Source organism: Chryseobacterium sp. 14P4.3.2, from assembly GCF_057799275.1.
This window is the reverse complement of sequence record NZ_JBYOKO010000004.1, coordinates 219366-244992: the sequence shown is the minus strand read 5'-3', so window position 1 is coordinate 244992 and position 25627 is coordinate 219366. Positions and strand designations below refer to the sequence as shown.

The following is a 25627-nucleotide window of genomic DNA, read 5'->3' as shown; positions in this document are numbered from 1 at the left end:
TTATTTTAAAGGATTTCGTATCTTGTTTTGATACTGTATTTAAGTTTAATATTTTCTATGTTATCAAAAGAATAGTCTACCGGAGCATCTGCCATTTCCATCTGTACGCTGTTCATTCTGGTTTTATAGGCTGCCGGCATTATCATATCGCTGGTATAATCTTCGATCTCTACAATTTCAAGAGCATTTCCTGTTTTTTTACCCATACTTTCCAGCAGATAATCAGCTTTTTCCTTTGCTGCTTTCAATGCATTGATCTTTACTGTTTTTCTAAAGTCAGCAATTCTGGTGTTTTTGATTTCTGCGATGTTCAGACTGCTTACCCATTTTTGGTTCAGGTCTTCAAATATTTTGCTAAGACTTGATTTTGTGCTGGCTTTAAATTGATAATTCTTTGAAAACTTAGCCGTTTTGGAATATAAATTCTGATACATCGACTTGAATTTGATATCCTCGTTCTTTACCCCGGCATTTTTTAAAATTTCAAATAATTTCTTTTCATTATCCGCCAGATCGTTTTTGTTATCTGCTTTTATCCCGATACTGAAGATGATTTCGTCCGGTTCTACTTCCATTTCGGCAACACCCGTTACTTCAATTGCGTTTTTCTTTACTTCCTGAGCATTTACAAAGCTCCCTAACGTTAAGACTCCGATTAATAAAAAATGTTTTAATTTCATAATTTCCTGTTTTAAATTCTGAAGTAAAATTACGCAGATCTGAAGCTGGAAATTGGGAGACTTGGTGAAATGAAGCTTTCACTTGGTGAATAGTTTTTGCGCAGATATATATATGTATATCTTTGCTTTATGAAAATGTTCAGACTTTTTATACTCTTTGTATTGGTAGTTTTGGGAAATAAGATGTTTTCCCAAAATACTAATAATCCTTCCAATGCTACTGTGGAGGAAGTTCAGGTAGAAACTAAGAAGTTGCAGAAAGCCATTGATAATCAAGATGAGCCGGCGCAGGCAGGTTCTTATTATAATATTGGAGAAACATTTTTCAATAGCGGGAATTTTTCAAAGAGTGAAGAATACTATACGAAAGCCAAAAAGCTGTATGAAAAGCTTAATGATAAATTCAATATTGAAAAAGCTACCCGAAGATTAGCCCAGTCGCAGGAAAAACAGAATAAAATTTCTCCGGCTATCAGCAATTACAGTACGGCAGCACAGATGGGCTATAGTAAAAAAAGCAAAGCTGTGAACTCCAATGACGTAGCAAGGCTTTCTTCTCCTGCACCGGAAGTAAAGGCAGAAGCCATCCAGAATAATATCAACCTGAGTACAAAAGAAAGCGAACAGGCCGGACTGGCAGAAAGCTACAGCCAGCTGGCAGACGTCAATATACAGCAGAAAGATGTTTCTAAGGCAGAAATGAATCTGAATAATGCCTATAAGATTTCAAAAAAGGAAGCTCCGCAGCAGGCGCTTGCAATTAATCAGAAACTGGCTGATCTCTACGTAGAAAACCGAAATTTTGACAAAGCTATTGAAGCCAAAAAGAAAGTTCTGAAAGAAGACTTTGTGAAAGAAAATTCACAGGAGAAAGTCAACCAGATTCAGGAGCTTGCTGATATTTATATAAAGAAGAATGATCCGCAGGAAGCCGTTACTTTGTTGAAAAATGCCTATGGAATTGCGTTGGAAAAAGGACATACTTTGGAGGCTCAGAGAAGTGTGAAAAAGCTGGACAGTCTGTATGCTATCTCTGGAAACACAAATGCTTCGGTACAGCTGTACAGAGACTTCCTGGGAAAACTTCCCAATCTGGTTTCGAAAGACAGAAGCCTTGTAGATAATAAAGTTCTTGAAGACACAGAACAGCGTATTTCACAGCTGGAGAAGGAAAAAGAACTGAAAGACGAGCTCATCCGTAAGAAAAATGTTTTTAATTATGGTTTGATAGGAGCTTTGATTATTTTAACAGGGTTGATTATTTTTATTTTCAGAACTCTGAAGAAAGTTCAGATTAAGAATAAAAAAATTGCCCTTCAGTCGCTTCGGAGAGAGATGAATCCGCATTTTATTTTTAACAGCTTAAATAGTGTCAATCATTTTATTGCAACCAATAATGAACTGGGAGCCAATCAGTACCTTACAAAATTTTCCAAGCTAATGCGTGGTGTCATGGAAAATTCTGCTGATGATTTTATCCCTTTTCAGCAGGAACTGGATCTTCTCCAGAACTATCTTGCTTTGGAAAAAACACGTTTTGCAGATAAATTTGATTACGAAATTGAGGTAGATGAAAATCTGAACCTGCAAAGTCAGCAGATTCCCGGAATGCTTATACAGCCATTTCTGGAGAATGCAATCTGGCATGGACTCCGCTATAGAACCGAAAAAGGGCTTTTAAAATTAAGCTTTGAAAAAGATAAACAATCTCTGAAGATTGTCGTCGAAGACAACGGAATAGGAATTGAGGAAAGTAAAAAGCAGAAAACCACACATCAGAAGACAAGAGAAGGGCGTGGAATGAAAAATACACTCGAAAGAATTCAGCTGCTGAATGATCTTTACAAAAAAGATATTACCTGCTCTGTAAAAGATAAAGAAAATGCTGGCGGAGTTTTGGTTACGATAAAAATAAAATGCATTAACCTGAACTAAGGTTAATGCATTTTATTTATAAATTGGTAATTAAATTCATTTATTTAATATACTTTTTCTTCAAAGCTGAAAAATTGGTTTTAATCTCCTCCAGTTCATAATAAGCCGGAATGACTTCAGCTCCTGAGCGGTTGATAAAACCATAAGTTCCCGTTATATTTTTTACAAGTGCAAGATCATCTGAGTACTCTCCGAATGTATTAATCTTGGAATATACTGGCTGAACGATAATTTTTCCGCTTTTATCTGAAATTCCATACGTTCCGGAATTGGTTTTTGTCAATCTCCAGTTTTTATTGATCTTGCTGATATCCTCTCTTTCTGATATTTTCATCTGTGAAAAAGAAAGGCTGAATACACTCATGCAGATAAGAATAAGAAGTTTTGATTTCATACTGTTTCAAATTTAAATGGTCATCGTTTTAATAAAGCCTAAATTAATAAATAATATAATAAAAGTCCCGTAAATGCATGAAAATTTAACTTTTATAATGTTTTTTACCTCGTGTCTGCACTCTGTTATCTGAAAAATGATGTAACCATTTTGAAACAGAAATTGTCTTAACAGATAAAAACGTAACTCAAAATGACTTCTCCTAACAAAGCAGCCAGACTCGCGGGATTTTTTTATCTCATAGTTATAGTAACCGGATTTTTCAGTTTAATGTATGTTCCGTCAAAACTTATTACCTGGGAAAACCCTGCCTTGACTTTTCACAATATCTCTTTTTCTACACAATTGTTCAGGCTGAGTATTGCTGGCAGTATCATCTGTTATAGTGCTTTCACTTTACTTCCTTTAACGTTGTATCAGCTGTTGAAAAATATCAATGGAAACTATGCAAAACTGATGGTTATTCTTGCTCTTATCAGTATCCCCATTTCTTTTATCAATCTTCAAAACAAATTTTCTGTTCTTACTATTATTGAAGGAGCGGATTATTTAAAAGTGTTTGATGCAAAGCAGCTGCAGAACCAAATAATGTTCTTGTTGAGCACTTATAACAAAGGACTTTTAATTGCGCAGGTTTTCTGGGGAGCATTGCTTTTCCCCTTGGGATATCTGGTGTATAAATCCGGTTTTTTTCCGAAAAATTTGGGAATTTGCTTAATGCTGGGCTGTTTGGGATATATGGTTAATGTTTTTGGAAGAACTGTTGTTCCTGATTTTTCAGACTATCCTGTATCAGGTTATATCACATTACCGGCAACAATAGGAGAGATAGGAACCTGTCTATGGCTGCTGCTTGCTGGAGTAGGGAATAAAAAAGTAAATTATAATTAAAAATAATAACCATGAACAATTCTACAAAATTGGAAGACGTACAGATTAATGTGAAAATCATTCTGGCAGGGCTGTGGGCTTCAGTTACGTTATGTTATTTATATGGCGACTATTTTGAACTGTATACTCCTGGAAAAGCGTGGGGACTTCTAGAAGGTGAAAATTTATTGAATTCTCCCTTAAAGTTACTTACAGCCTCAGCAATTCTGGCAATACCAGCAGCAATGATATTTCTTTCCCTTATTTTAAAACCGGTGATCAACAGGTTCCTTAATATTGTGTTTGGAATATTTTTCACGCTGATCATGCTGTTTATCGGTATATCCTCTTTTTCGGACTGGTATTTGTTTTATATTTTTCTCGCAGCATTGGAGTGTATTATAACGATCATGATTGTAAAGTACGCCTGGCAATGGAAGAAAATATAAGATCAGAAAATTTAGAAAGTCTTAGAGTAAGATTGTACTACTGATCAAATATTCCTAATTTGCACCTGCAATCTGCTACCTAATATCTGATCGTAATGAAAATAAAAGCCGTAATTGTAGACGATGAAATCATAGCCCGAGAAGTTTTGAGAAGCTATCTTACGAAATACTGTCCACAGGTTGAAATTCTTGGTAAAGCCGAAAATATTAAAGATGCAGTTCCGTTGATTGCCGAAAAGCAGCCACAGCTGGTGTTTCTGGATGTAGAGATGCCTTTTGGAAATGCTTTTGATGTATTGGAAGCTACCAAAGATTTTTCCTACGAAACTATTTTCATTACCGCTTTTTCTCAATATTCTCTACAGGCCTTAAATAAGTCAGCCAGTTATTATATTTTAAAACCAATTGATATTCAGGAGTTGATACTGGCAGTGAACAAAGTCGCTGAGAGTCTGGAGAAAAAAGATGAACTTAACCGGAATAAAATCCTGCTTGAAAACTTAAAACTTAGGCCGGAAAAGCAACAGCTTATCCTTCCCACTTTACAAGGGTTTGATGTGGTAAAAACGGAAGATATTCTGAGACTTCAGGCTGATGGGAACTTTACGCAGGTATATCTTACAGACGGTTCAAAGAAAATGGTATGCCGTTTTCTGAAACACTTTGATGATCTTTTAGAAAGCCCTTTCGTAAGAGTTCACCGTTCCCATATCATCAATACAGCTTTTGTTAAATCATATCATAAAAGTGGAACCGTAATGCTTGCTGACGATACGGAAATAGAAGTTTCAGGCAGTTTTAAAGATGGGTTTCTAAAAGTATTTTCATAGACTTTTTTGTTTTTTAACATCTTAAAGGCATTATTTTTGAAGCTCTTATAACAGTCATACCAAAACTTTCTGTTATGAAAACCATTCACAAAATCATACTTCCTGTTTCATTGGGAGCACTGGGACTAATCCTTTTCAACTCCTATTCTGTAAGAATTCCCCGGGGTGCTGTAGCAGTTAAGAATTTCGATGCTAAAAAATATCTCGGAAGATGGTACGAGATAGCCCGTTTCAATTACAGGTTCGAAAAAAATATGGATAATGTTACCGCAGAATATTCCGAAAATCCGGATGGTACTATCCAGGTAAGAAATAAAGGGTACAATTACCTCAAAAAAATATGGGATGAGGCCATTGGAGAAGCACAGTTTGTAAAAGATAAAACTGAAGCCAGATTGAAAGTTTCATTTTTCAAACCGATCTGGGCAGGTTATAATGTTATTGATATTGATGAAGACTATCAATATGCCCTTGTAGCAGGAAGCAGTTTAAAATATATGTGGATCTTATCCCGAACGACCAATATCCCCGAAAGCATCAGACAGCGTTTCCTGGAAAAAGCTAGAAAAATTGGATACAATACAAAAGAACTGATCTGGGTGAAGCATGATAGATAAAATGAAAGGGCAAAAGCGCCCTTTCGTCATTAGTTTTTTTAACTTCTGATATATTCTTTCCATTCCTCAAAACGGTGATCAATCACCAGTTTCATGAGATCATAGTTTTCGTAGGTATCTTCGATATGATAAAAAGTTTCATACTCGTAGTCGTTTTCCTCTGCTTTACCATCAAAAATATTAACGAAGTCGTCAGCAAATGAGCTATATCTGTTTCCAAAATCGGTGTCATCTGCATAATAATCTTTTGCAAAGCTATTTCCCAGATCATTCAGGTCATGCTCAGCAAATTTCCCGTCACAGCAGTCCATTATAAATTCCGCACCTGTTACCTCTCTTCGTTTCAGCTGTTCAATTTCTTCCCCTGCATCCTCTTTCATTTCATCGGAAATAAGATCGTTATTAACACACCAGTTCAGGAACATACCCGTATGTGTAGCTCCGTTTTTCTGAGGAAGTCCTTCCGGGAAATCACCACCATAATGCCATGAAGCATCATCATATTTAGACATAATTTTAAATTATAGTTTTAAACAATTTTATCCAAAAATAGAAAAAATCATTTTATGTTGCCGCAGCCACCTATTTTTCCGTCATTTGCAGAGAATTTTTTTCAACAAATTGATATATGGAAAAAGCTGTTCTTATCACCATCGGTGACGAAATCCTTTCCGGGAATACTATAGATACCAATTCTAATTTTATTGCCTCTGAACTAAAGAATATTGGCATAAAAGTTTCGCAAATCTTTACAATTTCAGACGAAATTGAGACTATCAAAAATACATTGAGCACCGCATTCGAATTGGGAGACCTTATTATTACAACGGGAGGACTGGGGCCAACCAGAGATGATAAAACAAAAAAAGCGCTGGCAGAATTTTTTAATGATGAAATAGCGCTGGATGAGGTCACTTTTAACCATCTGAAAGGATATATGGAAAGAAGGGGACGTGCTGATATTCTGGAAAGAAACAGAGAACAGGCATTTGTACCTACAAAATCTTTGGTTTTTCAAAACCATTATGGAACAGCACCATGCATGATGATGGAACAGGATGGGAAACTGTGCTACAGTCTTCCCGGAGTTCCTTACGAAGTGAAGCCATTGATCAAAGATCAGATTATTCCTTACTTGAAGGAAAAATTTAACCTTCAATATATCCATACCAGAATTGTATCCGTAGTGGGAATTCCCGAAAGTATTCTTGCAGATACCATTGAAAACTGGGAACTTGCACTTCCTGAAAATCTGGCATTATCTTATCTTCCTGTAGGAACAAGAGTTAAGCTGAGGATTACAGCATCAGGAGATAATGAAGCTGCTTTAGAGCAGCAGGCGGAAAATGAAATTCAGCAGCTGCTTCCTTTATTAGGGGACCATGTTATAGCGGTAACAGAAGATAAAATAGAAAATATTCTGGCAGAAATACTTACTGAAAGAAAGCTGACCATTTCTACAGCAGAAAGCTGTACAGGAGGAGAGCTGGCGAAAATGATCACTTCCGTTGCCGGGAGTTCAAAATACTTTCTTGGCGGTATAGTCCCTTATGCGACAGAGAGAAAAATAAAAATTTTAAATGTTTCCAAAGAAACCGTAGATCAGTTTACCGTAGTCAGTGAGCAGGTAGCACAGGAAATGGCAAAAGGCTGTCAGGAGTTGTTTGAAACCAATATTTCTCTTTCTACTACTGGTGTTGCAGGACCGGGAAAAGGGGAGGATGGCAATGATGTGGGAACAGTTTTCTATACCATGAGAATCAATGATAAGGCAGTGACTTCAAAATTATATATGCCTCATCTGGAAAGACTGGACTTTATGCATTTCGTTTCTCAAAAGGTGATTCAGGATCTTGTGAGTCTTTTGGTAAATCCTTAGATTATTTTTTTCTTTTTTAATTTTTTTTTAATTAATTTTAATACGCTTTTTCACACTTTTTGAGAACCATTCATTAAAATTTAAAAATAGTGGAAAATTCCAAACAGATTTTTCAGACCAACAACAAGAAACGCTGGAAAAGCGTACAGTGGAGCAGCCGTTTTTTTATCTTTATTGCGGCTTTACTTTTTCTTGCTTTAGGGCTGATGATGACCCTGGACAGAAGTCCTAAAATTCCTTTTAAGGAAGACTATAAAGCAGTAATTACTGCCAATAAACCTTATCTTCAGGAGAATAAGATTTCCAAAGAATATAAAGGATTCAGAAACTTTATTTCTGAAAAAAATATACATACAAGTCTTGCCAAAATAGAAAAGGCGAGAGAAGAAAGATATAAAAATCAAAACAGAAACTGGGCTCAGTTTCCCGGAGGTATCCGTTCTGCATTCTATGTAGCATGGGACCCTCAGTCTTTGATGTCTTTAAAAAGAAATATCAGACACGTTAATCTTGTTTTTCCGGAATGGTTTTTCATTGATCCCAAAACAGGAGATCTGAAAACAAATGTAGATCCCGAAGGATATAAGGTCATCAAAAGAACGGGAGTTGCCGCAATGCCGATGCTGAGTAATAACTCAGACAGAGAATTCCGTTCTGAAGGATTGGTAAAAGTACTTAACGATCCGAAAAGAAGAACCGCCCTGATTCAAAAAATTACCCAGCAGTGTAAAAAATACCACTTCAAAGGAATCAATATTGACTTTGAAGATATGAATCTGAATTCTGATGACAACCTGATTGCCTTTATGAAAGAACTTTCTGAGACTTTCAAACAGAATCAGCTGCTGGTAACCATGGATATTATGACGGATAATGATGATTACAACATTCCCAGATTAGATCCTTATGTAGATTACTTTGTTCTGATGGCTTACGATGAGTATTCCGCGGGAAGTGATGCCGGCCCTGTTTCTTCACAGAAATGGATAGAAGCTCAAACCGGTAAAATAGTGAAACAGACTTCTCCTCACAAGATTATTCTTGGGTTAGGAGCTTATGGCTATGACTGGAGCTCCAATAAAGATGACAATACTTCTGTGACCTACATGCAGGCGATTACAAAAGCCAGTGCTAGCAAAGCGGTTATTGATTTTAATGACAATACTTTTAACCTTAATTATTCCTATACGGATTCTAAAAATCTGACGCATACTGTATTCTTCAACGATGCCGCTTCTATCTTTAATACGATGCGCTTCTCATCAGAATATCCTTTGGCGGGAACTGCACTTTGGAGACTGGGGAGTGAAGACAGCAGAGTCTGGAATTTCTATGATAAAGATCTTACTTCTGCAGGCCTTTCCAAGCTGAATTTAAAAACGCTGGAAAATGTAAAAGGGCAGACGATGGTGGATTATATAGGAGACGGGGAAGTACTGGATGTTCTGAATACTCCTCACGATGGAAAAATCAAATTGGAGATTGATCCCAAAGAGAAAATTATTACAGACGAGAATTATATTACCTATCCAAGTTCTTACGAAGTAAAAAAATATGGAAGTGCCCCTCAAAAAGAATTGGTACTGACCTTCGACGACGGACCGGATGAAACTTATACCCCGCAGGTTCTGGATATATTATCTAAATACCATGTGCCTGCAGCTTTCTTTCTGGTAGGTTTAAATGCAGAAAAGAACCTTCCGCTTGTCAAAAGAATTTACCGTGAAGGACATGAAATAGGAAACCATACATTCACGCATGAAAATGTGGCTAAAGTAAGCCCGCAGAGAGCTTTACTTGAAATGAAACTTACAAGATTACTGATTGAATGTATCACCGGACACAGTACAATTCTATTCAGAGCACCTTATAATGCGGATTCTGAACCTACTACTTCAGAAGAGATCATTCCGGTTGCACTGGCAAGACAGCAGAATTATCTGGATATCGGTGAAAGTATTGATCCCGAAGACTGGCAGCCGGGTATCAAAGCCGATGAAATTATAAAACGTGTCATGGCGGGTATCAAGCAGCAGAGAGGAAACATCATTCTTCTTCATGATGCAGGAGGTGATACAAGAGAAGAAACGGTGAAGGCTTTAAAAGTTTTAATTCCTACTCTACAGAAGCAGGGATATCACTTTACTAATCTTAGAAGTATTCTTCATAAAAGTAAAAACGAGCTTATGCCTGAAGTTCCCAAAACGAGATCTTATTATGTGATGCAGCTGAATCTGGTATTGGCTACAGCAATTTATGGAATAAGCCATTTTCTGGTTGCTTTGTTTACCATTTTCATTGTATTAGGACTGATAAGACTTTTATTAATGGCTTACTGGGCTTTTAAAGAAAGAAAAAAAGAAAAAAAACTAAGCGAGTTTCCAATCCTGGAATCTTATCCTAAGGTCTCCATTATTGTTCCCGCTTACAATGAAGAAGTAAATATTGTTTCTTCCCTGCATAATCTGTTGAAGCAGACCTACCCGAATTTTAACATCATTATGGTAGATGACGGTAGTAAGGATTCTACCTATGCCAAGGCAAAAGAAGCATTCCCGGATCATCCGAAACTGAAAATTTTCTCCAAAGTAAACGGAGGAAAAGCAACAGCTTTAAATTTCGGTATCTCGCAGACCGATGCAGAATATGTTGTATGTATAGATGCAGACACCAAATTACAGCAGGATGCCGTGAAATATCTTATAGCAAGGTTTTTAAATTCAGGTCCTGAAGAAAAAATAGCTGCAGTAGCAGGAAATGTGAAAGTAGGAAATACAGTGAACTGGCTTACAAGATGGCAGGCAATAGAATATACGACAAGTCAGAATTTTGACAGGCTGGCTTACGCACATATTAATGCGATTACAGTAATTCCGGGCGCTATCGGAGCATTTAAAAGATCTGTAGTTCTTCAGGTCGGTGGATACTCATCGGATACTTTGGCTGAAGACTGTGATGTTACAGTGAAAATATTGAGAGAAGGATATACGATTGCTAACGAAAATAAAGCAATTGCCGTCACTGAGGCGCCTGAAACCGTTAAACAGTTTTTAAAACAGCGTTTCCGATGGACCTATGGTATCATGCAGATGTTCTGGAAACAGAAACAGACTTTCCTTAACCCCAAATATAAAGGATTGGGCCTTTGGGCAATGCCGAATATTTTATTATTCCAATATATCATACCATTTTTCTCGCCGCTGGCAGATGTGATCATGTTTTTTGGAATCCTGTCCGGAAACGGAAGTAAAATATTTACCTATTATCTGATATTTCTTTTGGTAGATGCTTCCCTGGCTTTAATAGCCTTTATTATGCAAAGGGAAAAAATCACCAATCTTGTGTATATCATTCCGCAGAGATTCGGGTATAGATGGCTGATGTATATTGTATTATTTAAAAGTTTAAGAAAAGCACTGAAAGGCGAAATGCAGTCTTGGGGATTCCTGAAAAGAACAGGAAATGTAAAAGAGATAGCAACTTCTTAATATTTGTTTAAATTTGTTTCTCTAAAAAGTAACAAATAGTTAATTAACTATACCTATTATATAAATTGTTATCATAATGAAAAAAATAACGCTTTCTTTGTTTTTAATAGCAGGGATCTGTACTCAGAATACGATGAGCGCACAAGCAAAAACGGTAAAAACCGCAGTTAATAACGCAGACAAAGGCTTAGACCTTAGCTTGATGGACACTTCAGTACGTCCACAGGATGATTTTTATAACTATGTAAGCGGAACCTGGATGAAGACCGCTAAAATCCCATCTGACAAACCAACTTGGGGAAGCTTCAACAAACTGGCTGAAGATACGGATAACAATTCCATGACCATCCTGAATTCTCTTCTGAAAGACAAATTTGCTGACGGAAGTGAGGGGAAAAAGATTCAGGATCTATACGCTACTTACATGAACATGGAGAAGAGAAATGCTGACGGAATCAAGCCTATTCAGGAAAATCTGAATAAGATTGATGCGATTAAAAATATGGCTGATCTTCAGACTTACCTGGCTTCTGTAACAAAAGAAGGTGAAAACGTTTTCTACGGATGGGGAGTGGATGCAGACCTTAAAGATTCTAAAATGAATGCCGTTTACTTAGGAAATGCTTCTTTAGGTTTAGGAAGAGATTACTATCAGAAAGTAAACGAGAAAAATACAGAAGCAATTGCTGAATATCAGAAGTATGTAGCTTCAATGCTAAAAGAATTAGGATACAAAAATGCTGATGAAGCAGCAAAAGGTATCGTGAACTATGAAAAAAGCATTGCAAATACGTATCTGACAAACGAGCAGAGCCGTGATAATACGCTTCAGTACAATCCTAAGACGATGGCTGAACTTTCCACTTTGGTAAAAGGTGTTGACCTTCCTGGTTACCTTAAAAAAGTAGGAGTAAATACAGATAAAGTAATTATCAGTGAATTAGGATTCTATAAGAATTTTGATAAATTGGTAAATGCTCAGAATCTTCCGGTGATCAAGGATTATCTGAAATTCCACATGATCCACGGAAGTGCTTCTTATCTAAGTGAAAACTTAGGAAATATGAAGTTTGCTTTCTATGGTAAATACCTTAGAGGACAGCAGGAGCAAAGGGCGCTTAACAAAAGAGGTTTTGAGTTGATCAACGGTTCTTTGGGAGAAGCTTTCGGAAAATTATATGTTGAAAAATATTTCCCTGCTGAAGCAAAAGCTCAGATGGTTGAACTGATCGACTACTTAAAGAAAAGTTTCGCAGTTCATATCAATAATTTAGCATGGATGTCTTCAACGACTAAGGAAAAGGCAATGCAGAAACTGAATAAGTTTACTGTAAAAGTTGCTTATCCTGATAAATGGAAAGACTACTCAAAATTGGTAATTCTTCCTGAAGCTAAAGGTGGTACATTGTACAAAAACCTTCAGAACATCGGTGAATGGCAGTACAATAAAGATTTAGCTAAAATCGGTAAACCAGTTGATAAAACAGAATGGGGTATGACTCCACAAACTGTAAATGCATATTACAACCCGGTAAATAACGAGATTGTATTCCCTGCAGCGATTCTTCAGCCGCCATTCTTTAATCCAAAGGCTGATGCAGCGGTAAACTTTGGTGGAATTGGTGCCGTAATCGGTCACGAAATGAGCCACGGGTTTGATGATTCAGGGGCACAGTTTGACGCAGATGGTAACTTAGTTGACTGGTGGACTCCGGAAGACAAAGCTAACTTCGAAAAAGCTACAAAAGCGCTTGCTTCTCAATATGACAAATATGAGCCTGTAAAAGGAACTTTCGTAAACGGTACCTTCACAAACGGTGAAAACATCGCTGACTTGGGAGGGGTAAATATCGCTTACGATGCTCTTCAGATGTACCTGAAAGATAAAGGAAATCCTGGGAAAATCAGTGGATTTACTCAGGATCAGAGATTCTTCCTGAGCTGGGCAACCGTTTGGAGAACTTTATCAAGTGAGAAATATATGATCAATCAGGTGAAAACAGATCCGCATTCTCCTGGATATTTCAGAAGTTTCGGTCCGCTTATCAACGTTGATGCCTTCTACAAAGCATTTGATGTGAAAAAAGGAGACAAATTATACAAAACACCGGAAGAAAGAATTAAAATCTGGTAATCAATATAAAAACCGTTCAGCAATGAACGGTTTTTGCTTTTTTAGATATAAATATGTCAGGATTAAGAGTACGGTAGTCTGCCTCATAATTTGCCATACAATTTCTAATTTCTCATTTATCATTTTCCACTTTCCAAATTCAGTTTTCCACTTTTTAATTATCCTTCATCATATATCCTTAAAGTTTGTATATTTGGTAAGTTTGTGTAATATCAAAAATTATCTTTAATGAAAAAGCTAAATATTGGAATACTTGCCCTTTCGGGTATTGTATTTCTTAATTCGTGTGGTGCAGCAAAGACTGCTGGGACAGAGAATAAAACTGAAGCTGCGGCAACTGTAGCAAAGCCTGTGAAAGAAGAAGTAAAAGAGGAGGGGATCAATTTATCCTATATGGATACCAACGTCCGTCCGCAGGATGACTTTTTTAGCTATGTGAACGGAAATTGGGTGAAAAACACTCAGATTCCTTCCGATAAAGCAAATTGGGGATCTTTCAATGCATTGAGAGAAAATGTAGATGATGCTTCATTAGATATATTGAACAAAATTCTTACAGAATCATACCCTGCTGGATCAGAAGGCCAGAAAATTCAGAATCTGTATGCTTCTTTTATGGATACAGCTAAAAGAAATGCAGAAGGGCTGGCTCCTATTAAGGCTGATCTTGCAAAAGTTGATGCCATTAAAAATCTTAACGACCTTCAGAAATACCTTTTAGAGGCTACAAGATTAGGGGATAACTCTTTCTACGGATGGAGAGTGGGCGCAGATATGAAAAACTCTAAGATGAATGCCGTTTATCTTGGAGGTCCGGATCTTGGCTTAGGAAGAGATTATTATCAAAAAGTAAACGAAGCAAATACTAAAACGTTAGCAGAATACCAGGCCTATGTTGGAAAGCTATTTGGTGTTTTAGGATATAAAAATTCAACTCAGACCGCACAGAATGTTGTGGATTTTGAAAAACAGCTTGCCAATTATTTATTGACTCTTGAGCAGAACAGAGATGCCAATCTGAGATACAATCCTAAAAATGTTTCCGAATTATCAGGTCTTGTTAAAAATGTAGATCTTGCAAAATATCTTAAAGATGCAGGAGTAAATACAGACAGAGTAATCATTGGAGAGCTGAAGTACTATCAGAATATGGATCAGTTTGTGACGCAGAAGAATCTTCCTTTATTGAAAGATTACTTGAAATACCATATTATTAATGGGAATGCAAGTAATCTGGATGACAACTTAGAGCAGATCAGATTTGATTTTTATGCTAAATATTTACAGGGCCAGAAAGAGCAGCGCCCAATGGACAAAAGAGGACTTACTCTTGTAAATGGAGTTCTTGGAGAAGCTTTTGGTAAATTATATGTCGATAAATACTTTACTCCGGAAGCAAAACAGCAGATGGAAACCTATATTGATTATATTTTAAAATCATTCAAAACTCATATTGCCAATATGGACTGGATGTCTCCTGAAACAAAAGTAAAAGCTCAGGAAAAACTATCCAAATTTACAGTGAAAATTGCTTATCCGGACAAATGGAAAGACTACAGCCAGTTGAAAGTTGAATCTCCAAAACAGGGAGCAACATTATATTCCAATCTTCAGAATGTGTCAGCATGGCAATATCAGAGAAGTTTGGATAAAGTAGGCAAACCTGTTGATAAAACAGAATGGGGAATGTCTCCACAGACAGTAAATGCTTACTATAGCGGATCAAACAACGAAATTGTTTTCCCTGCAGCAATCCTTCAGCCGCCTTTCTATAACCCTAAAGCTGACGCCGCTGTAAACTTCGGAGGTATTGGAGCTGTAATCGGTCACGAGATCTCTCACGGATTTGATGACAGCGGTTCACGTTTCGATGGTGATGGTAACCTTAATAACTGGTGGACAGATACTGACCGTAAAAATTTTGATGCAAAAGTAGGTCAGTTAGCAGCTCAGTACAGTGCTTATGAACCTGTAAAAGGAAGTTTTGTTAACGGAAAATTCACGAGTGGTGAAAACATTGGTGACCTTGGTGGAGTAGCAGTAGCATACGATGCTCTTCAGATGTATCTGAAAGACAAAGGAAACCCAGGGAAAATCAGTGGATTTACTCAGGATCAGCGATTCTTTATGAGCTGGGCAACCGTTTGGAGAACAAAAGCTACCGATCAGTATATGACAAATCAGGTGAAAACAGACCCGCACTCTCCGGGAATGTTCAGAGCATTTGGCCCGTTGGTTAATCAGGATTCATTCATCAAGGCATTTGATATTAAACCTGGAGACAAAATGTACAAAGCCCCTCAGGACAGAATAAAAATTTGGTAATTTTACCTTAAATTGTTAGAAAAAGAATCCGTCTCACTTTGGATTGAGACGGATTCTCTTTTTAATATTCTTTCTTGTAATTCCGGAGAACAAACTTTATTCCGGTTTCCATAATGTCTCCCATGGTTGTACAATATTTGAAATTAACATCATAGGTAAGTTTTTGTAAAGCAGTTTTTAGTTCTGTAACATTGGCCTCCGGTGCGATATTGTCTTTTTTCATAATAGAAATAAGTTCATCAAATCTGCCTTTACTGCTTGTCACTCTTTTTACGATTTGAGAACGTACTTCCTTACGGTATTGCTCTATAGAACTGGGTTTAAGTTTTTCCAGTACCATATGGACCATTTGATTATTTTCTTTGAAATACTGCGGAAGATAGACCTTCAGATTTCCCTCATAAGTTTGCTGATCAAAATCGATGGGACGAATTCTGTAAATAACCTGGTCGAAATCGTGGATTGGAATAACAACATAATTATAAGACCTCATATCACCAAGAAGCCCAATGAGACAGCGTTCATTGAATTTTACAAATTCCTTGGAAATCTGCGCCTTTTCAAGTTCCGTACAGTTGAATAGATGTTTCTGAATAAAAACATCTCCGGGTATTCCTAAAATATGCTCTTCAATTAAAGTGTTTTTATAAACCAGATAATTAATTCGGTTGGGCGAAAGCAGGTCTTCAAGTTCCAGTCCGAATATTCGGGAAGCATCCGCCTGTTTAATATAAAAATAAGTATAATTATCATTAAGTATATTTCTCACCCTAATCCGAAAAGGTTTAGAATTTCCAAAAGTACAAAAGTCGATGGTATCCACTTTCAGATAAGGTAAAGTAGCAATATCTCCATCAGAATGAAGGAGGGTGTAGATTTTATTTAAATTAGCCTCTATTTCCAGAAAGTCATATTCAGAATATAAAACCCCGAGCCACAATGTATCTTTGCCCTCTTTATCCAGAATATTCACACTGTCACTGAACCTCAGGAGGTCTTCATACAGAAACTTAATTTTAGTAGTTCTGTTATATTTTTCCAGATATTGATGTAATGCTTCTGAAATTGGAAATATAGGTTTTCTAAACGCTATTTTTACATCTTTCATAATACTGTTCCCTTTGCTTAAATATAAAGATTTTTTTTTTGAAGCGTCTGAAGAATTCCCATTTTAACACTCATTTACTGTTTTTCTATACCAGTAAACCAATCAAAAATTTTATTTATTTTTTCTTAAACGATTTTATTTATTTTTTCATAGCTTAGTGATATCGTAAGATCATGATTTTATGTTAAATATGTTTAAGGAAATTTAAATAATCCAAGAAAAAACTTGGTAAAATTTTGTATGTTACAGTTTTTTTTTAAATTTAAACATTGGATTGGTAATTTATTTGATTCGTCTGTAAATTACTCAAAGACAGATCCAAAACCAAATAGTAAATCTCAAAATAATAATAATATGGCAATGTTTAATTATGGTGTTGGCGGAAACGAGGTAAAAGTAGACGCTAATGAAGCTATTCAGGAAATACAGGAAAATAAATCACTGATAGTAAGCCAGCTTACAACAGAAGAATCTTATACCCCTGAAATTGTAACAGGATTGAAAACAGTAGAAGACGTTTTCAAACATTTCCAGCCTTCAGTGTCTGTACAGCACGAAACAGAAGACGGAGGAGTGGTTGAAGAAGAATTCCGTTTTCAACATCTTGGCGAATTTACTCCCAAAAGTCTTACTCAAAAGTCAGACTATCTGCAGCAGCTGAGCATAGAACAGGAGCAGTACAATAAAATTGTACGTCAGCTGAAAACAAATAAAATCTTACGCAATATGCTGGAGAACGATCAGACAAGAGCGGCGTTCATAGACGTATTAAAAGAAGTGGCACAAGAACTTGAAAAATAATTAAAGACTTTTAAATCAAATCATGGATAGCAAATTACAGGCGCAAGAAAGCCAACAGCAGGGGCAGCAGCAACACTCAGGGCAGCCGAAAGGAAACCCGCTTGCTGAACTCAATAAAATGGGTGGTTTTGGCTTTGTTGAATCCGTTGTAGACGGTATCGCCAATATGAACCCAACAAGAAAAGCAAGAAAGGAAATCTTTCTTACAGACAGTAATAAATCAGATGAAAGGAAAGAACTTCTTCAGAAGATCAACCTTTGGGTAAGCCTTCTGGAAGGAAGCGAATCTGCAGATAAAATGGCCGAAACGTGCAAAACTAAAGCACAGCAGGCTGACCAGAACTTAAAGACAAACTTAAAAAATACACTGGATGCCGTTCGTATGTTGGAAACCAACTACAGAACAGTGGCTCAATTCTACAAAAATACAGAGTTGGACAAAGTGGATAACGTGAGTATTGTGAATGCAAGCATCGATCAGGTTTCAGATTTGGATAATCCTTTATTCATTGATGCCATCTCTGACGAATTCAAAAATTACTACGACCGTTTAGACCTTAGAGATAACTATTCAATCCTTGCCATTCCAGGATACTTAGGTTCCAATAAGGTAATTGAAAAGTGGGCAAAAATCTGTAATGAAAACAAAGTAATGATGGTTACGGATTTCGCAAATCTTGATAAACCGGACGACGTTGTAGATTTATTTCATTCTGCAAACCTTACAGGAGGTGAACTTCACAGAAGTAACGTTATTATGACGTGTAACTGGCTTGTAGGACGTGGAAAAGCTGAAGAAGTAGGGGAAGAAGACAACGTAGAACTTCCACCATCAACTTCATTAGCCGGAAAAATCCATAAAACACTGATGTCTCAGGTGGCAGCAGGTAAAAAACACGGTAATATCAACGAAGTAGACGCTGTAAAATTCGAATTGAAGAAAAGTGAAATTTCTCAGTTAGAAAAAATGGGTCTGGTACCAATGGTAAATGAATACGGAAAAATTATGGCTTTCTCTGCAAAGACCTTATTTACAGGAGACAATATTGGTCTTCAGACGTATTCCGTAGTTCGTGTATTCGACTACGTAACCAAAGTATTACTGGACTTCCTGAACAGAAGAGCTTTCGAAAACTGGAACGCCAAAAACGAAGACGATTTGAGAAGACAGATTGTTACCTTCCTTGATAATATTAAAGGACCGGACAAATTGATTGAAAAATTCAAAATTGTTCGTTTTGAGCAGGATAGAGTGAACAAAGACAGAGTATGGCTTGACATCCGTATGACTCCCTATTTCCCAACCAAAAGTTTCGTTATTAAACTTGATGGTCACAAAGGAGATGATGGTAACGAATGGGATGCAGAATACTCTCAGGAATAAAAAAACTTATTTTAAATAATGAAAACCGATGCAATTTTTACATCGGTTTTTTTCTACCAATATCTATGAAATTGAATATGAACAAAAAATTGATCATGGGCCTGCCTGCCTTGCTGATGCTTCTTATTATAGGCTGTGAAAAAAAATACCAAAGTCCCGCTCATTATGAAAATGATCTCTTTTCAGATGAACATCAGGAAGGGAAAGCGTACATCATGAATGAGGATGAATGCTTTGAAGGCAGTGAGCTCGTTATTGCAAGCTCAAGCGTAAAATTAGCAGACAGCTCAAAAGGTCGTGGAAAATCTTTTTTTCTTTATAAAGTAGGATCAGGAAAAGTATTAAAAACAGTAAGAGATTCTACCGTAGAAACTCCTATGCTGTTCTTATCTCCTTATAAGCTAAAACTGAAAAATAACGACTCAATGTACGTTTATCTGAAAAAACTGGAAGGTTATCGTCTTATTGCCAGGGATAGAAATCTTAAATATCAATGGTTAAAAGGAGCTTCTGTATATCCTGTGAAGAAAAAATAAATAACCTTATCTTTGCAATATTGAAATAATGCACCGGAATGAAGAGAAAACGTGCTCTTCTTGACTTTAAAATAAGATTGGTTTTTGGAAAAAAATAGGACAGCCTCAGAATTTCTTCATGTAGGAAACAGGCTTTTGGAGTGGTATAAAAATAATGCGAGAGATTTGCCTTTCAGACAGACAAAAGATCCCTATAAGATCTGGATTTGCGAAATCGTATTTCAGCAGACAAGGATCAGTCAGGGACTTAATCACTATAATAACTTCATTGAAAGATTTCCGGATGTGACCACTTTGGCAAATGCTGAAGAAAATGAGGTTTTACTATACTGGAAAGGTTTGGGATATTATTCCAGAGCGATTAATATTCATAAAGCTGCACAGCAAATCATGAATGATTACAATGGGATATTTCCTGATCAGTATGATGAGATCTTAAAGCTAAAAGGCGTAGGTAAATATACAGCTGCTGCAGTTTCAAGCATTTGTTTTGGAGCTAGAACTCCGGCGGTTGATGGTAATTTTTACCGTGTTCTGAGTCGTTTTTTTGCCGATGATTTTGATATTTCGAATTCAAAAGCATTTACCTATTTTTCTGAACTTGCTGCTCTGGTGATGCCGGATAATGTTGGTGATTTCAATCAGGCAATGATGGATATGGGGTCTGAGATCTGCAAACCGAAAAATCCTCTTTGTGGTGAATGCCCTATTCATGAAGGCTGCCTTGCATTTTCTATGGATAAAATTTCCGATTATCCCGTTAAAACAAAAAAAGTGAAAGCAGAAGACCTTGCTTTAACTTACTATTTTGTACATAGAAACAGAGAATTTCTGATTCGCCAGAGAAAAGATGACTTTATCTGGAAGAAATTGTTTGAGTTTCCTGCATCCATTCCAGCTGAGATGGAGCCGTTTATTACAAACTCAAAAACAGTGGCCCATAAGCTGACACACAAAAATTTAAGCATTGAAATATTCAGCGTGGAAGTGTCCTCAGAGAAGATGTGGAATGATTTTATAACTGAAAATCAATACCTGATTACTGACGTTGAAGACTCGCATGAAAAATCCTTTCCGAAGCCTTTGGAAAATTACATTCAAAACTCTCTGAAAGACTGAAATTTGTCTTCCGAAATCTGAAATCTAATTTGTACTTTTGCAAAATGATTAAAAAAGTCATTTTTATTTTTGTATCACTGCTTTTAATTTCATGTGGAAAAGATACGACTCCGAAACCTTACGGAGAACTGCGTCTGGAATATCCAACACCGAAATACCAGAAGTTTGAAAACGATTGTGCCTATACCTTTGAATATTCGGGTTTTGCTTCGATTACACCAGCTAAGAAACCATGCTGGTTCTATCTGAACTATCCTCAAATGAAGGCAAAGGTTTTCGTTACTTACTACCCGATACAGAATGACTTTGCAGAACATATCAAGGAAGCAGAAAAGATGGTATACGAACATACCATCAAAGCAAGTTCTATAGATACAAAATCCTTTGAATACCCTGAAAAGAAAGTATATGGGAATTTCTATGAACTGAAAGGACAGAGTGCTTCCAATCTTCAGTTTTACATTACAGACAGTACGAAACATTTCGTAACTGCTTATTTATACTTTAATTCGAGACCGAAACCGGATTCTCTGGCTCCTGCGGTGAGTTATATCAAAAATGATATGAAGCACCTGCTGGACTCTTTTGAATGGAAAAAATAAATTACTTTTAATATACATTGAAAAATATATGAAACTTTTAGTTGTAGGAAGTGTTGCATTTGATGCAATTGAAACACCATTTGGTAAAACGGACAAAATTTTAGGAGGTGCAGCCACTTATATTGGGATTACTTCATCTATTTTAGGCGTTAAATCCGGTATCGTTTCTGTAGTAGGAGGAGACTTTCCACAGGAACATCTTGATATGTTCACAAATAGAGAAGTAAATATCGAAGGAATTGAAATCGTAAAAGAAGGAAAAACATTCTTCTGGTCAGGAAAATACCATAACGATTTGAATACCAGAGATACTTTGGCTACAGAAGTAAACGTATTGGAGAATTTTGATCCGAAAATTCCTGATTCAATGCAGGATTCTGAAATCCTGTTACTTGGAAACCTACACCCTGGTGTTCAATTATCCGTATTGGAAAAAATGAACAAACGTCCTAAGCTTGTTATTCTGGATACCATGAACTTCTGGATGGATTCTGCGTGGGATATTTTGATGGAGATGATTTCAAAAACAGATTTAATTACCATCAATGATGAAGAAGCGAGACAGCTTTCCGGAGAATACTCTTTAGTAAAAGCAGCGAAGAAAATCCATACAATGGGACCAGAATATGTAATCATTAAAAAAGGAGAGCATGGTGCTTTACTTTTCCATGATAATAAAGTATTTGCCATCCCTGCACTTCCGTTAGAAGACGTTTTCGATCCAACCGGAGCCGGAGATACTTTTGCAGGTGGTTTTGCCGCTTATCTTGCTAAAAAAGGAAAAATTGATTTCGAAACAATGAAATCTGCCCTTATCGTAGGATCTGCAATGGCTTCATTTACCGTAGAGAAATTTGGAACTGAAAGAATTCAGGAAGTAGATGAATCTGATATGTTCAGCAGATTAAGACAATTTAAAGAATTAACAACATTTGATGTTGACCTGCAGTAAATAAGTCTTTTTAAGAAATATTTATAATAAAAAATTGAGTAAAATTCGTTAAGAATTCTAAATTTGCAACTTGTTAAAATAGTAAAATGACAAATAAACTAAAAATCACTTTTCTTCTTGGGATTTTCATCATGATGTTTTCTTCCAATATGATGAATGCCCAGCTAAAACCAGGAGATTTGGTGGATGGTATTGCTGCTGTTATTGGGAATGAGATCGTGTTGGAATCTGATGTAACCGAGCAGATGAATTACGGGAAACAGCAGGGGGCTACAAACACAGATAAATGTGAGTTCCTTGAAAACCTTATCAGCAATAAGCTTCTTGTATATGAAGCGAAAAAAGATACATTAATTGAAAACCGTTCTGCAGCAATCAAAGAACAGGCTAATGCAAAATACCGTCAGTTGCTTTCTCAATTTCCGGATGAAAAAACATTGCTTGCCGCTTATAAGTTCAGAAATGCCTATGAAATGAAGAACGCTATCGAAAAAATTGATAACGATCAATATTACGGACAGGCAAAATATCAAAGAATTACTGATAAAGCAGACGTAACTCCAAATGAGGTAACTGACTTTTATAATCTTTATAAATCACAGCTGCCAGAGGTAAAAGATGAAGTTACTTTAGCTCAGATTATGATTTACCCATCATTGACAGAGGCTCATAAGCAGGATCTGATCAATAGACTGAAAAAGATCAAAAAAGATATCCTTGGTGGTGAAACCTTTGAAAGCCAGGCAAGAATCTATTCTGAAGATGAAGGATCTGCTTCCAATGGAGGTTTATATAAGAATATCAATAAAGGTCAGATGGTAAAGCCATTTGAAGCGGCTGCCCTGAACCTTCAGGACAATGAAATTTCAGAACCTATTGAATCTGAATTCGGATATCATATTATTCAGCTTCTGAAAAGATCAGGTAAAGTTTATGATGCAAGACATATTCTTTTAAAAGCGACTCCTACAGATGAAGAGCTTAATACTGCAAAAGCAAAATTAGACAGCATCAGAGGTTTAATTATCGCAGGTAAAATGACGTTTAAAGATGCTGCTTTCAGATTTTCAGATGATAAAAGAACAAAGTTTAACGCGGGAGTTGTTCCCGGTGCAGACGGTTCTGATAAAATTGAAAGAGAAAGTATTCCCGGAACAATCAGCTATGAATTGGCAGGGTTGAATAAAGGAGACATCACTACTGCTTTTGAAGATGAAGAAAATAAAAGAAAATCTATTAAGATTATTAAGCTGGAAGATGTGATCCCTGCTCACCAGATTACTCTGGAAACAGACTTTAGCAGAATCAAGCAGATGGCACTTAATAAAAAGAAAAGTGAAATGGTTGAAAAGTTTGTTAACTCTAAACTGCCAACAACTTTCATTTCTATAGACGGACGTTATGATAACTGTAACTTCAAGGCTAACTGGAAGAAAGAGTCTTTAAAAAAATAAAATCAAAGCCTTCAGAATTTCTGAAGGCTTTTTTTATGCCTTCTGATAAAAGGAAATACCAGTTTCAGAACTTTCCGTAGTAAACGATGGCAATCTACAAAAAGACGCAGAAGCTGATTCAAAAAATTTTGAAAATCAGTCCTGTTAGAGACCTGGTACTGGAGCAGTATAAAAAATGATAATATTTAGTTTTCTTAACTGTTTTTTTAACCGATAGCAGGTCCTGATAATGGTTGTTTTTAGTATTTTTACGCATGAGTAATTTTATAGATTTCAATTCGGCAAAAAAACTTCATGATATGCAGGCCAGCCAAAATAGAGTTTCACACCTTTTTAACATCAAATATCCAATTATTCAGGCAGGAATGATCTGGCATTCCGGCTGGAGACTAGCTTCCGCTGTATCCAATTGCGGAGGATTAGGCTTAATAGGTGCAGGAAGTATGTATCCTGATATTCTAAGAGAAAATATCCAAAAATGTAAGCAGGCAACAGATAAGCCTTTCGGAGTAAATGTTCCCATGCTGTACCCGAATATTGAAGAAATAATTCAGATTATTCTGGAAGAAGGGGTGAAAATTGTATTTACGTCAGCCGGTAATCCAAAAACATATACAGAAACTCTTCAGAAAGAAGGAATCAAAGTTGCCCACGTAGTTTCCTCTACCAAATTTGCTGTAAAATGTGAAGATGCCGGAGTAGATGCTATTGTTGCCGAAGGTTTTGAGGCTGGGGGCCACAATGGAAGAGATGAAACGACAACATTCTGTCTTATTCCCAATGTCAAAAAACATATTTCCAGGCCGCTGATTGCTGCAGGAGGAATTGCGTTGGGATCACAGATGAAAGCTGCCATGATCCTGGGAGCAGACGGTGTACAGATTGGTTCCCGCTTTGCAGCTACTACCGAAGCCAGCGCTCACGAAAACTGGAAAAAGAAAATTACAGAACTTCAGGAAGGAGACACTCATCTTACCCTAAAAGAACTAGCTCCTGTAAGAATGGTTAAAAATAAATTCTTTGACGAACTTGAAAATATCTATCAGACAGGAAGAGATAAAGAAGCTTTGATTACCTCCCTGGGAAGAGCCAGAGCTAAGAAAGGAATGTTTGAAGGAGATATGGAAGATGGCGAACTGGAAATAGGACAGGTTTCGGCTCTGATAGACGATATTCTTTCGGTAGAAACCGTTTTTAAACAACTGTTAAAAGAATTTGAAGAAATAAAAATGCCTGTTTTTTAATATAATTTTACCCGATGGAAGGAAGAATAATTGATATAAAAGGTAAAAAATTATATGTTGAATACAGCAGTTCATTAGAAAACAGACCTACTCTTGTTTTTCTGCATGATTCGCTTGGGTCGGTACAGCTTTGGAGGGATTTGCCTGTTAAGCTATCTGAAACCACACAATGCAATGTTCTTTCTTATGACCGCCTGGGATACGGAAAATCATATCCTATGCCTATTCATGAAAGACCGGTTAACTATATGGAGATGGAGGCTGATGTACTGAATGATCTGTTGGCGGAACTTAATATTAACAATGCTATTCTTTTTGGGCACAGCGACGGAGGAACAATTGCGCTGATTACTGCTGCTAAATATCCGGAAAGAATGGCTGCTGTAATTTGTGAAGCAGGACATATTTTCGTGGAAGAAGTAACATTAAAGGGGGTATATGATGCCTGGGAAGCTTATAAAACAACTAATCTTCCAGAACGTTTACAGAAATATCATGGCGATAAGGTAGAAATGCTTTTTAAAGTCTGGACGGAAACCTGGACCCGTGATGATTACAGAAGCTGGAATATAGAATATCTTCTGAAAGATATTACCTGTCCGTTGTTATTTATTCAGGGAGATGCAGATGAGTACGGTACATTGGATCAGGTTGAAAAAACCATTACGCAGGTAAGCGGAAGTGCTGAAAAATATATCATTCCTAATATTGGGCATACTCCACACAAAGAGGCTTCTGAGTTGGTACTTGAGAAATCTGCAGAGTTTATCAGGAAAAATTCATAGTACAAAAATTATATTTTAAAATAAAGCAAAGAGCGATCTCA

At 36.6% G+C, this 25627-nt stretch carries 22 protein-coding genes; 18 read left to right on the top strand and 4 right to left on the bottom strand.

Annotated elements, in window-relative coordinates; genetic code table 11:
* Window positions 1–5: 5 nt before the first annotated feature.
* Window positions 6–680, bottom strand: coding sequence for an SIMPL domain-containing protein (locus AC27VX_RS08890; RefSeq protein WP_300689122.1), 675 nt, complete (start codon window positions 678–680; stop codon window positions 6–8).
* Window positions 681–809: 129 nt separating this feature from the next.
* Between AC27VX_RS08890 and AC27VX_RS08885 the strand changes: the two genes are divergently transcribed.
* Complete coding sequence (locus AC27VX_RS08885) at window positions 810–2615, top strand: tetratricopeptide repeat-containing sensor histidine kinase (RefSeq protein WP_488695131.1); 1806 nt, start codon at window positions 810–812, stop codon at window positions 2613–2615.
* Window positions 2616–2655: 40 nt separating this feature from the next.
* Here the strand turns inward: AC27VX_RS08885 and AC27VX_RS08880 are convergent, their stop codons facing one another.
* The gene (locus tag AC27VX_RS08880) at window positions 2656–3009 is read right to left on the bottom strand and encodes a WG repeat-containing protein (RefSeq protein ID WP_488695129.1); all 354 of its coding nucleotides are present in this window, start codon (window positions 3007–3009) and stop codon (window positions 2656–2658) included.
* A 192-nt stretch (window positions 3010–3201) separates the two neighbouring features.
* On the opposite strand from AC27VX_RS08880, the gene AC27VX_RS08875 reads away from it, so the two are divergent.
* The 4 genes from AC27VX_RS08875 to AC27VX_RS08860 all read left to right on the top strand — a co-directional run bounded on the left by AC27VX_RS08875 (window position 3202) and on the right by AC27VX_RS08860 (window position 5775).
* Window positions 3202–3900 (top strand): DUF4386 domain-containing protein, encoded by a 699-nt coding sequence (locus AC27VX_RS08875; protein ID WP_488695127.1) that lies wholly within the window; start codon window positions 3202–3204, stop codon window positions 3898–3900.
* Window positions 3901–3911: 11 nt separating this feature from the next.
* On the top strand, window positions 3912–4328 hold the full coding sequence (locus tag AC27VX_RS08870; protein WP_488695125.1) for a DUF6326 family protein: 417 nt from the start codon (window positions 3912–3914) through the stop codon (window positions 4326–4328).
* Between the two features lie 95 nt (window positions 4329–4423).
* Entirely contained in the window at window positions 4424–5158 is a 735-nt protein-coding gene (locus tag AC27VX_RS08865; RefSeq protein ID WP_488695123.1) for a LytR/AlgR family response regulator transcription factor, read from the top strand.
* Window positions 5159–5232: 74 nt separating this feature from the next.
* Window positions 5233–5775, top strand: a complete 543-nt coding sequence (locus AC27VX_RS08860) for a lipocalin family protein (protein WP_300689131.1) — start codon at window positions 5233–5235, stop codon at window positions 5773–5775.
* A 38-nt stretch (window positions 5776–5813) separates the two neighbouring features.
* Here the strand turns inward: AC27VX_RS08860 and AC27VX_RS08855 are convergent, their stop codons facing one another.
* Window positions 5814–6287 carry a DUF7832 domain-containing protein gene (locus AC27VX_RS08855; RefSeq protein ID WP_236857903.1) on the bottom strand — a complete coding sequence of 158 codons (474 nt, stop codon included), beginning with the start codon at window positions 6285–6287 and terminating at the stop codon, window positions 5814–5816.
* Window positions 6288–6403: 116 nt separating this feature from the next.
* Here AC27VX_RS08855 and AC27VX_RS08850 point away from each other — a divergent pair, with 116 nt between their 5' ends.
* From AC27VX_RS08850 to AC27VX_RS08835, 4 genes are all read left to right on the top strand, one after another.
* Window positions 6404–7654, top strand: a complete 1251-nt coding sequence (locus tag AC27VX_RS08850; RefSeq protein ID WP_488695120.1) for a CinA family nicotinamide mononucleotide deamidase-related protein — start codon at window positions 6404–6406, stop codon at window positions 7652–7654.
* 89 nt (window positions 7655–7743) lie between these two features.
* Window positions 7744–11142 (top strand): trifunctional glycoside hydrolase family 18/polysaccharide deacetylase/glycosyltransferase family 2 protein, encoded by a 3399-nt coding sequence (locus AC27VX_RS08845; RefSeq protein WP_488695118.1) that lies wholly within the window; start codon window positions 7744–7746, stop codon window positions 11140–11142.
* Window positions 11143–11218: 76 nt separating this feature from the next.
* Window positions 11219–13276, top strand: coding sequence for a M13 family metallopeptidase (locus AC27VX_RS08840; protein WP_236857906.1), 2058 nt, complete (start codon window positions 11219–11221; stop codon window positions 13274–13276).
* 228 nt (window positions 13277–13504) lie between these two features.
* A complete protein-coding gene (locus AC27VX_RS08835) occupies window positions 13505–15601 on the top strand; it encodes a M13 family metallopeptidase (RefSeq protein WP_300689142.1) in 2097 nt (698 codons plus the stop codon).
* A 61-nt stretch (window positions 15602–15662) separates the two neighbouring features.
* Here the strand turns inward: AC27VX_RS08835 and AC27VX_RS08830 are convergent, their stop codons facing one another.
* Window positions 15663–16709: a hypothetical protein gene (locus AC27VX_RS08830; RefSeq protein ID WP_488695115.1), complete on the bottom strand. Its 1047-nt coding sequence runs from the start codon at window positions 16707–16709 to the stop codon at window positions 15663–15665.
* Window positions 16710–17063: 354 nt separating this feature from the next.
* Here AC27VX_RS08830 and AC27VX_RS08825 point away from each other — a divergent pair, with 354 nt between their 5' ends.
* The 9 genes from AC27VX_RS08825 (at window position 17064) to AC27VX_RS08785 (ending at window position 25586) form a co-directional block, all read left to right on the top strand.
* Entirely contained in the window at window positions 17064–17510 is a 447-nt protein-coding gene (locus tag AC27VX_RS08825; protein WP_236857909.1) for a type VI secretion system contractile sheath small subunit, read from the top strand.
* 22 nt (window positions 17511–17532) lie between these two features.
* Window positions 17533–18894 carry a DUF5458 family protein gene (locus AC27VX_RS08820; protein WP_236857910.1) on the top strand — a complete coding sequence of 454 codons (1362 nt, stop codon included), beginning with the start codon at window positions 17533–17535 and terminating at the stop codon, window positions 18892–18894.
* 77 nt (window positions 18895–18971) lie between these two features.
* Window positions 18972–19430, top strand: coding sequence for a hypothetical protein (locus AC27VX_RS08815; RefSeq protein ID WP_236857911.1), 459 nt, complete (start codon window positions 18972–18974; stop codon window positions 19428–19430).
* A gap of 84 nt (window positions 19431–19514) precedes the next feature.
* Window positions 19515–20549, top strand: coding sequence for an A/G-specific adenine glycosylase (gene mutY / locus AC27VX_RS08810; protein WP_236857912.1), 1035 nt, complete (start codon window positions 19515–19517; stop codon window positions 20547–20549).
* A gap of 44 nt (window positions 20550–20593) precedes the next feature.
* A complete protein-coding gene (gldD, locus tag AC27VX_RS08805; RefSeq protein ID WP_236857913.1) occupies window positions 20594–21151 on the top strand; it encodes a gliding motility lipoprotein GldD in 558 nt (185 codons plus the stop codon).
* A 28-nt stretch (window positions 21152–21179) separates the two neighbouring features.
* On the top strand, window positions 21180–22103 hold the full coding sequence (locus AC27VX_RS08800; RefSeq protein ID WP_236857914.1) for a PfkB family carbohydrate kinase: 924 nt from the start codon (window positions 21180–21182) through the stop codon (window positions 22101–22103).
* Between the two features lie 86 nt (window positions 22104–22189).
* On the top strand, window positions 22190–23557 hold the full coding sequence (locus tag AC27VX_RS08795; protein WP_236857915.1) for a peptidylprolyl isomerase: 1368 nt from the start codon (window positions 22190–22192) through the stop codon (window positions 23555–23557).
* Window positions 23558–23811: 254 nt separating this feature from the next.
* Window positions 23812–24801: an NAD(P)H-dependent flavin oxidoreductase gene (locus tag AC27VX_RS08790; RefSeq protein ID WP_236857916.1), complete on the top strand. Its 990-nt coding sequence runs from the start codon at window positions 23812–23814 to the stop codon at window positions 24799–24801.
* 14 nt (window positions 24802–24815) lie between these two features.
* Window positions 24816–25586 carry an alpha/beta fold hydrolase gene (locus AC27VX_RS08785; protein ID WP_488695110.1) on the top strand — a complete coding sequence of 257 codons (771 nt, stop codon included), beginning with the start codon at window positions 24816–24818 and terminating at the stop codon, window positions 25584–25586.
* Window positions 25587–25627: the final 41 nt, after the last annotated feature.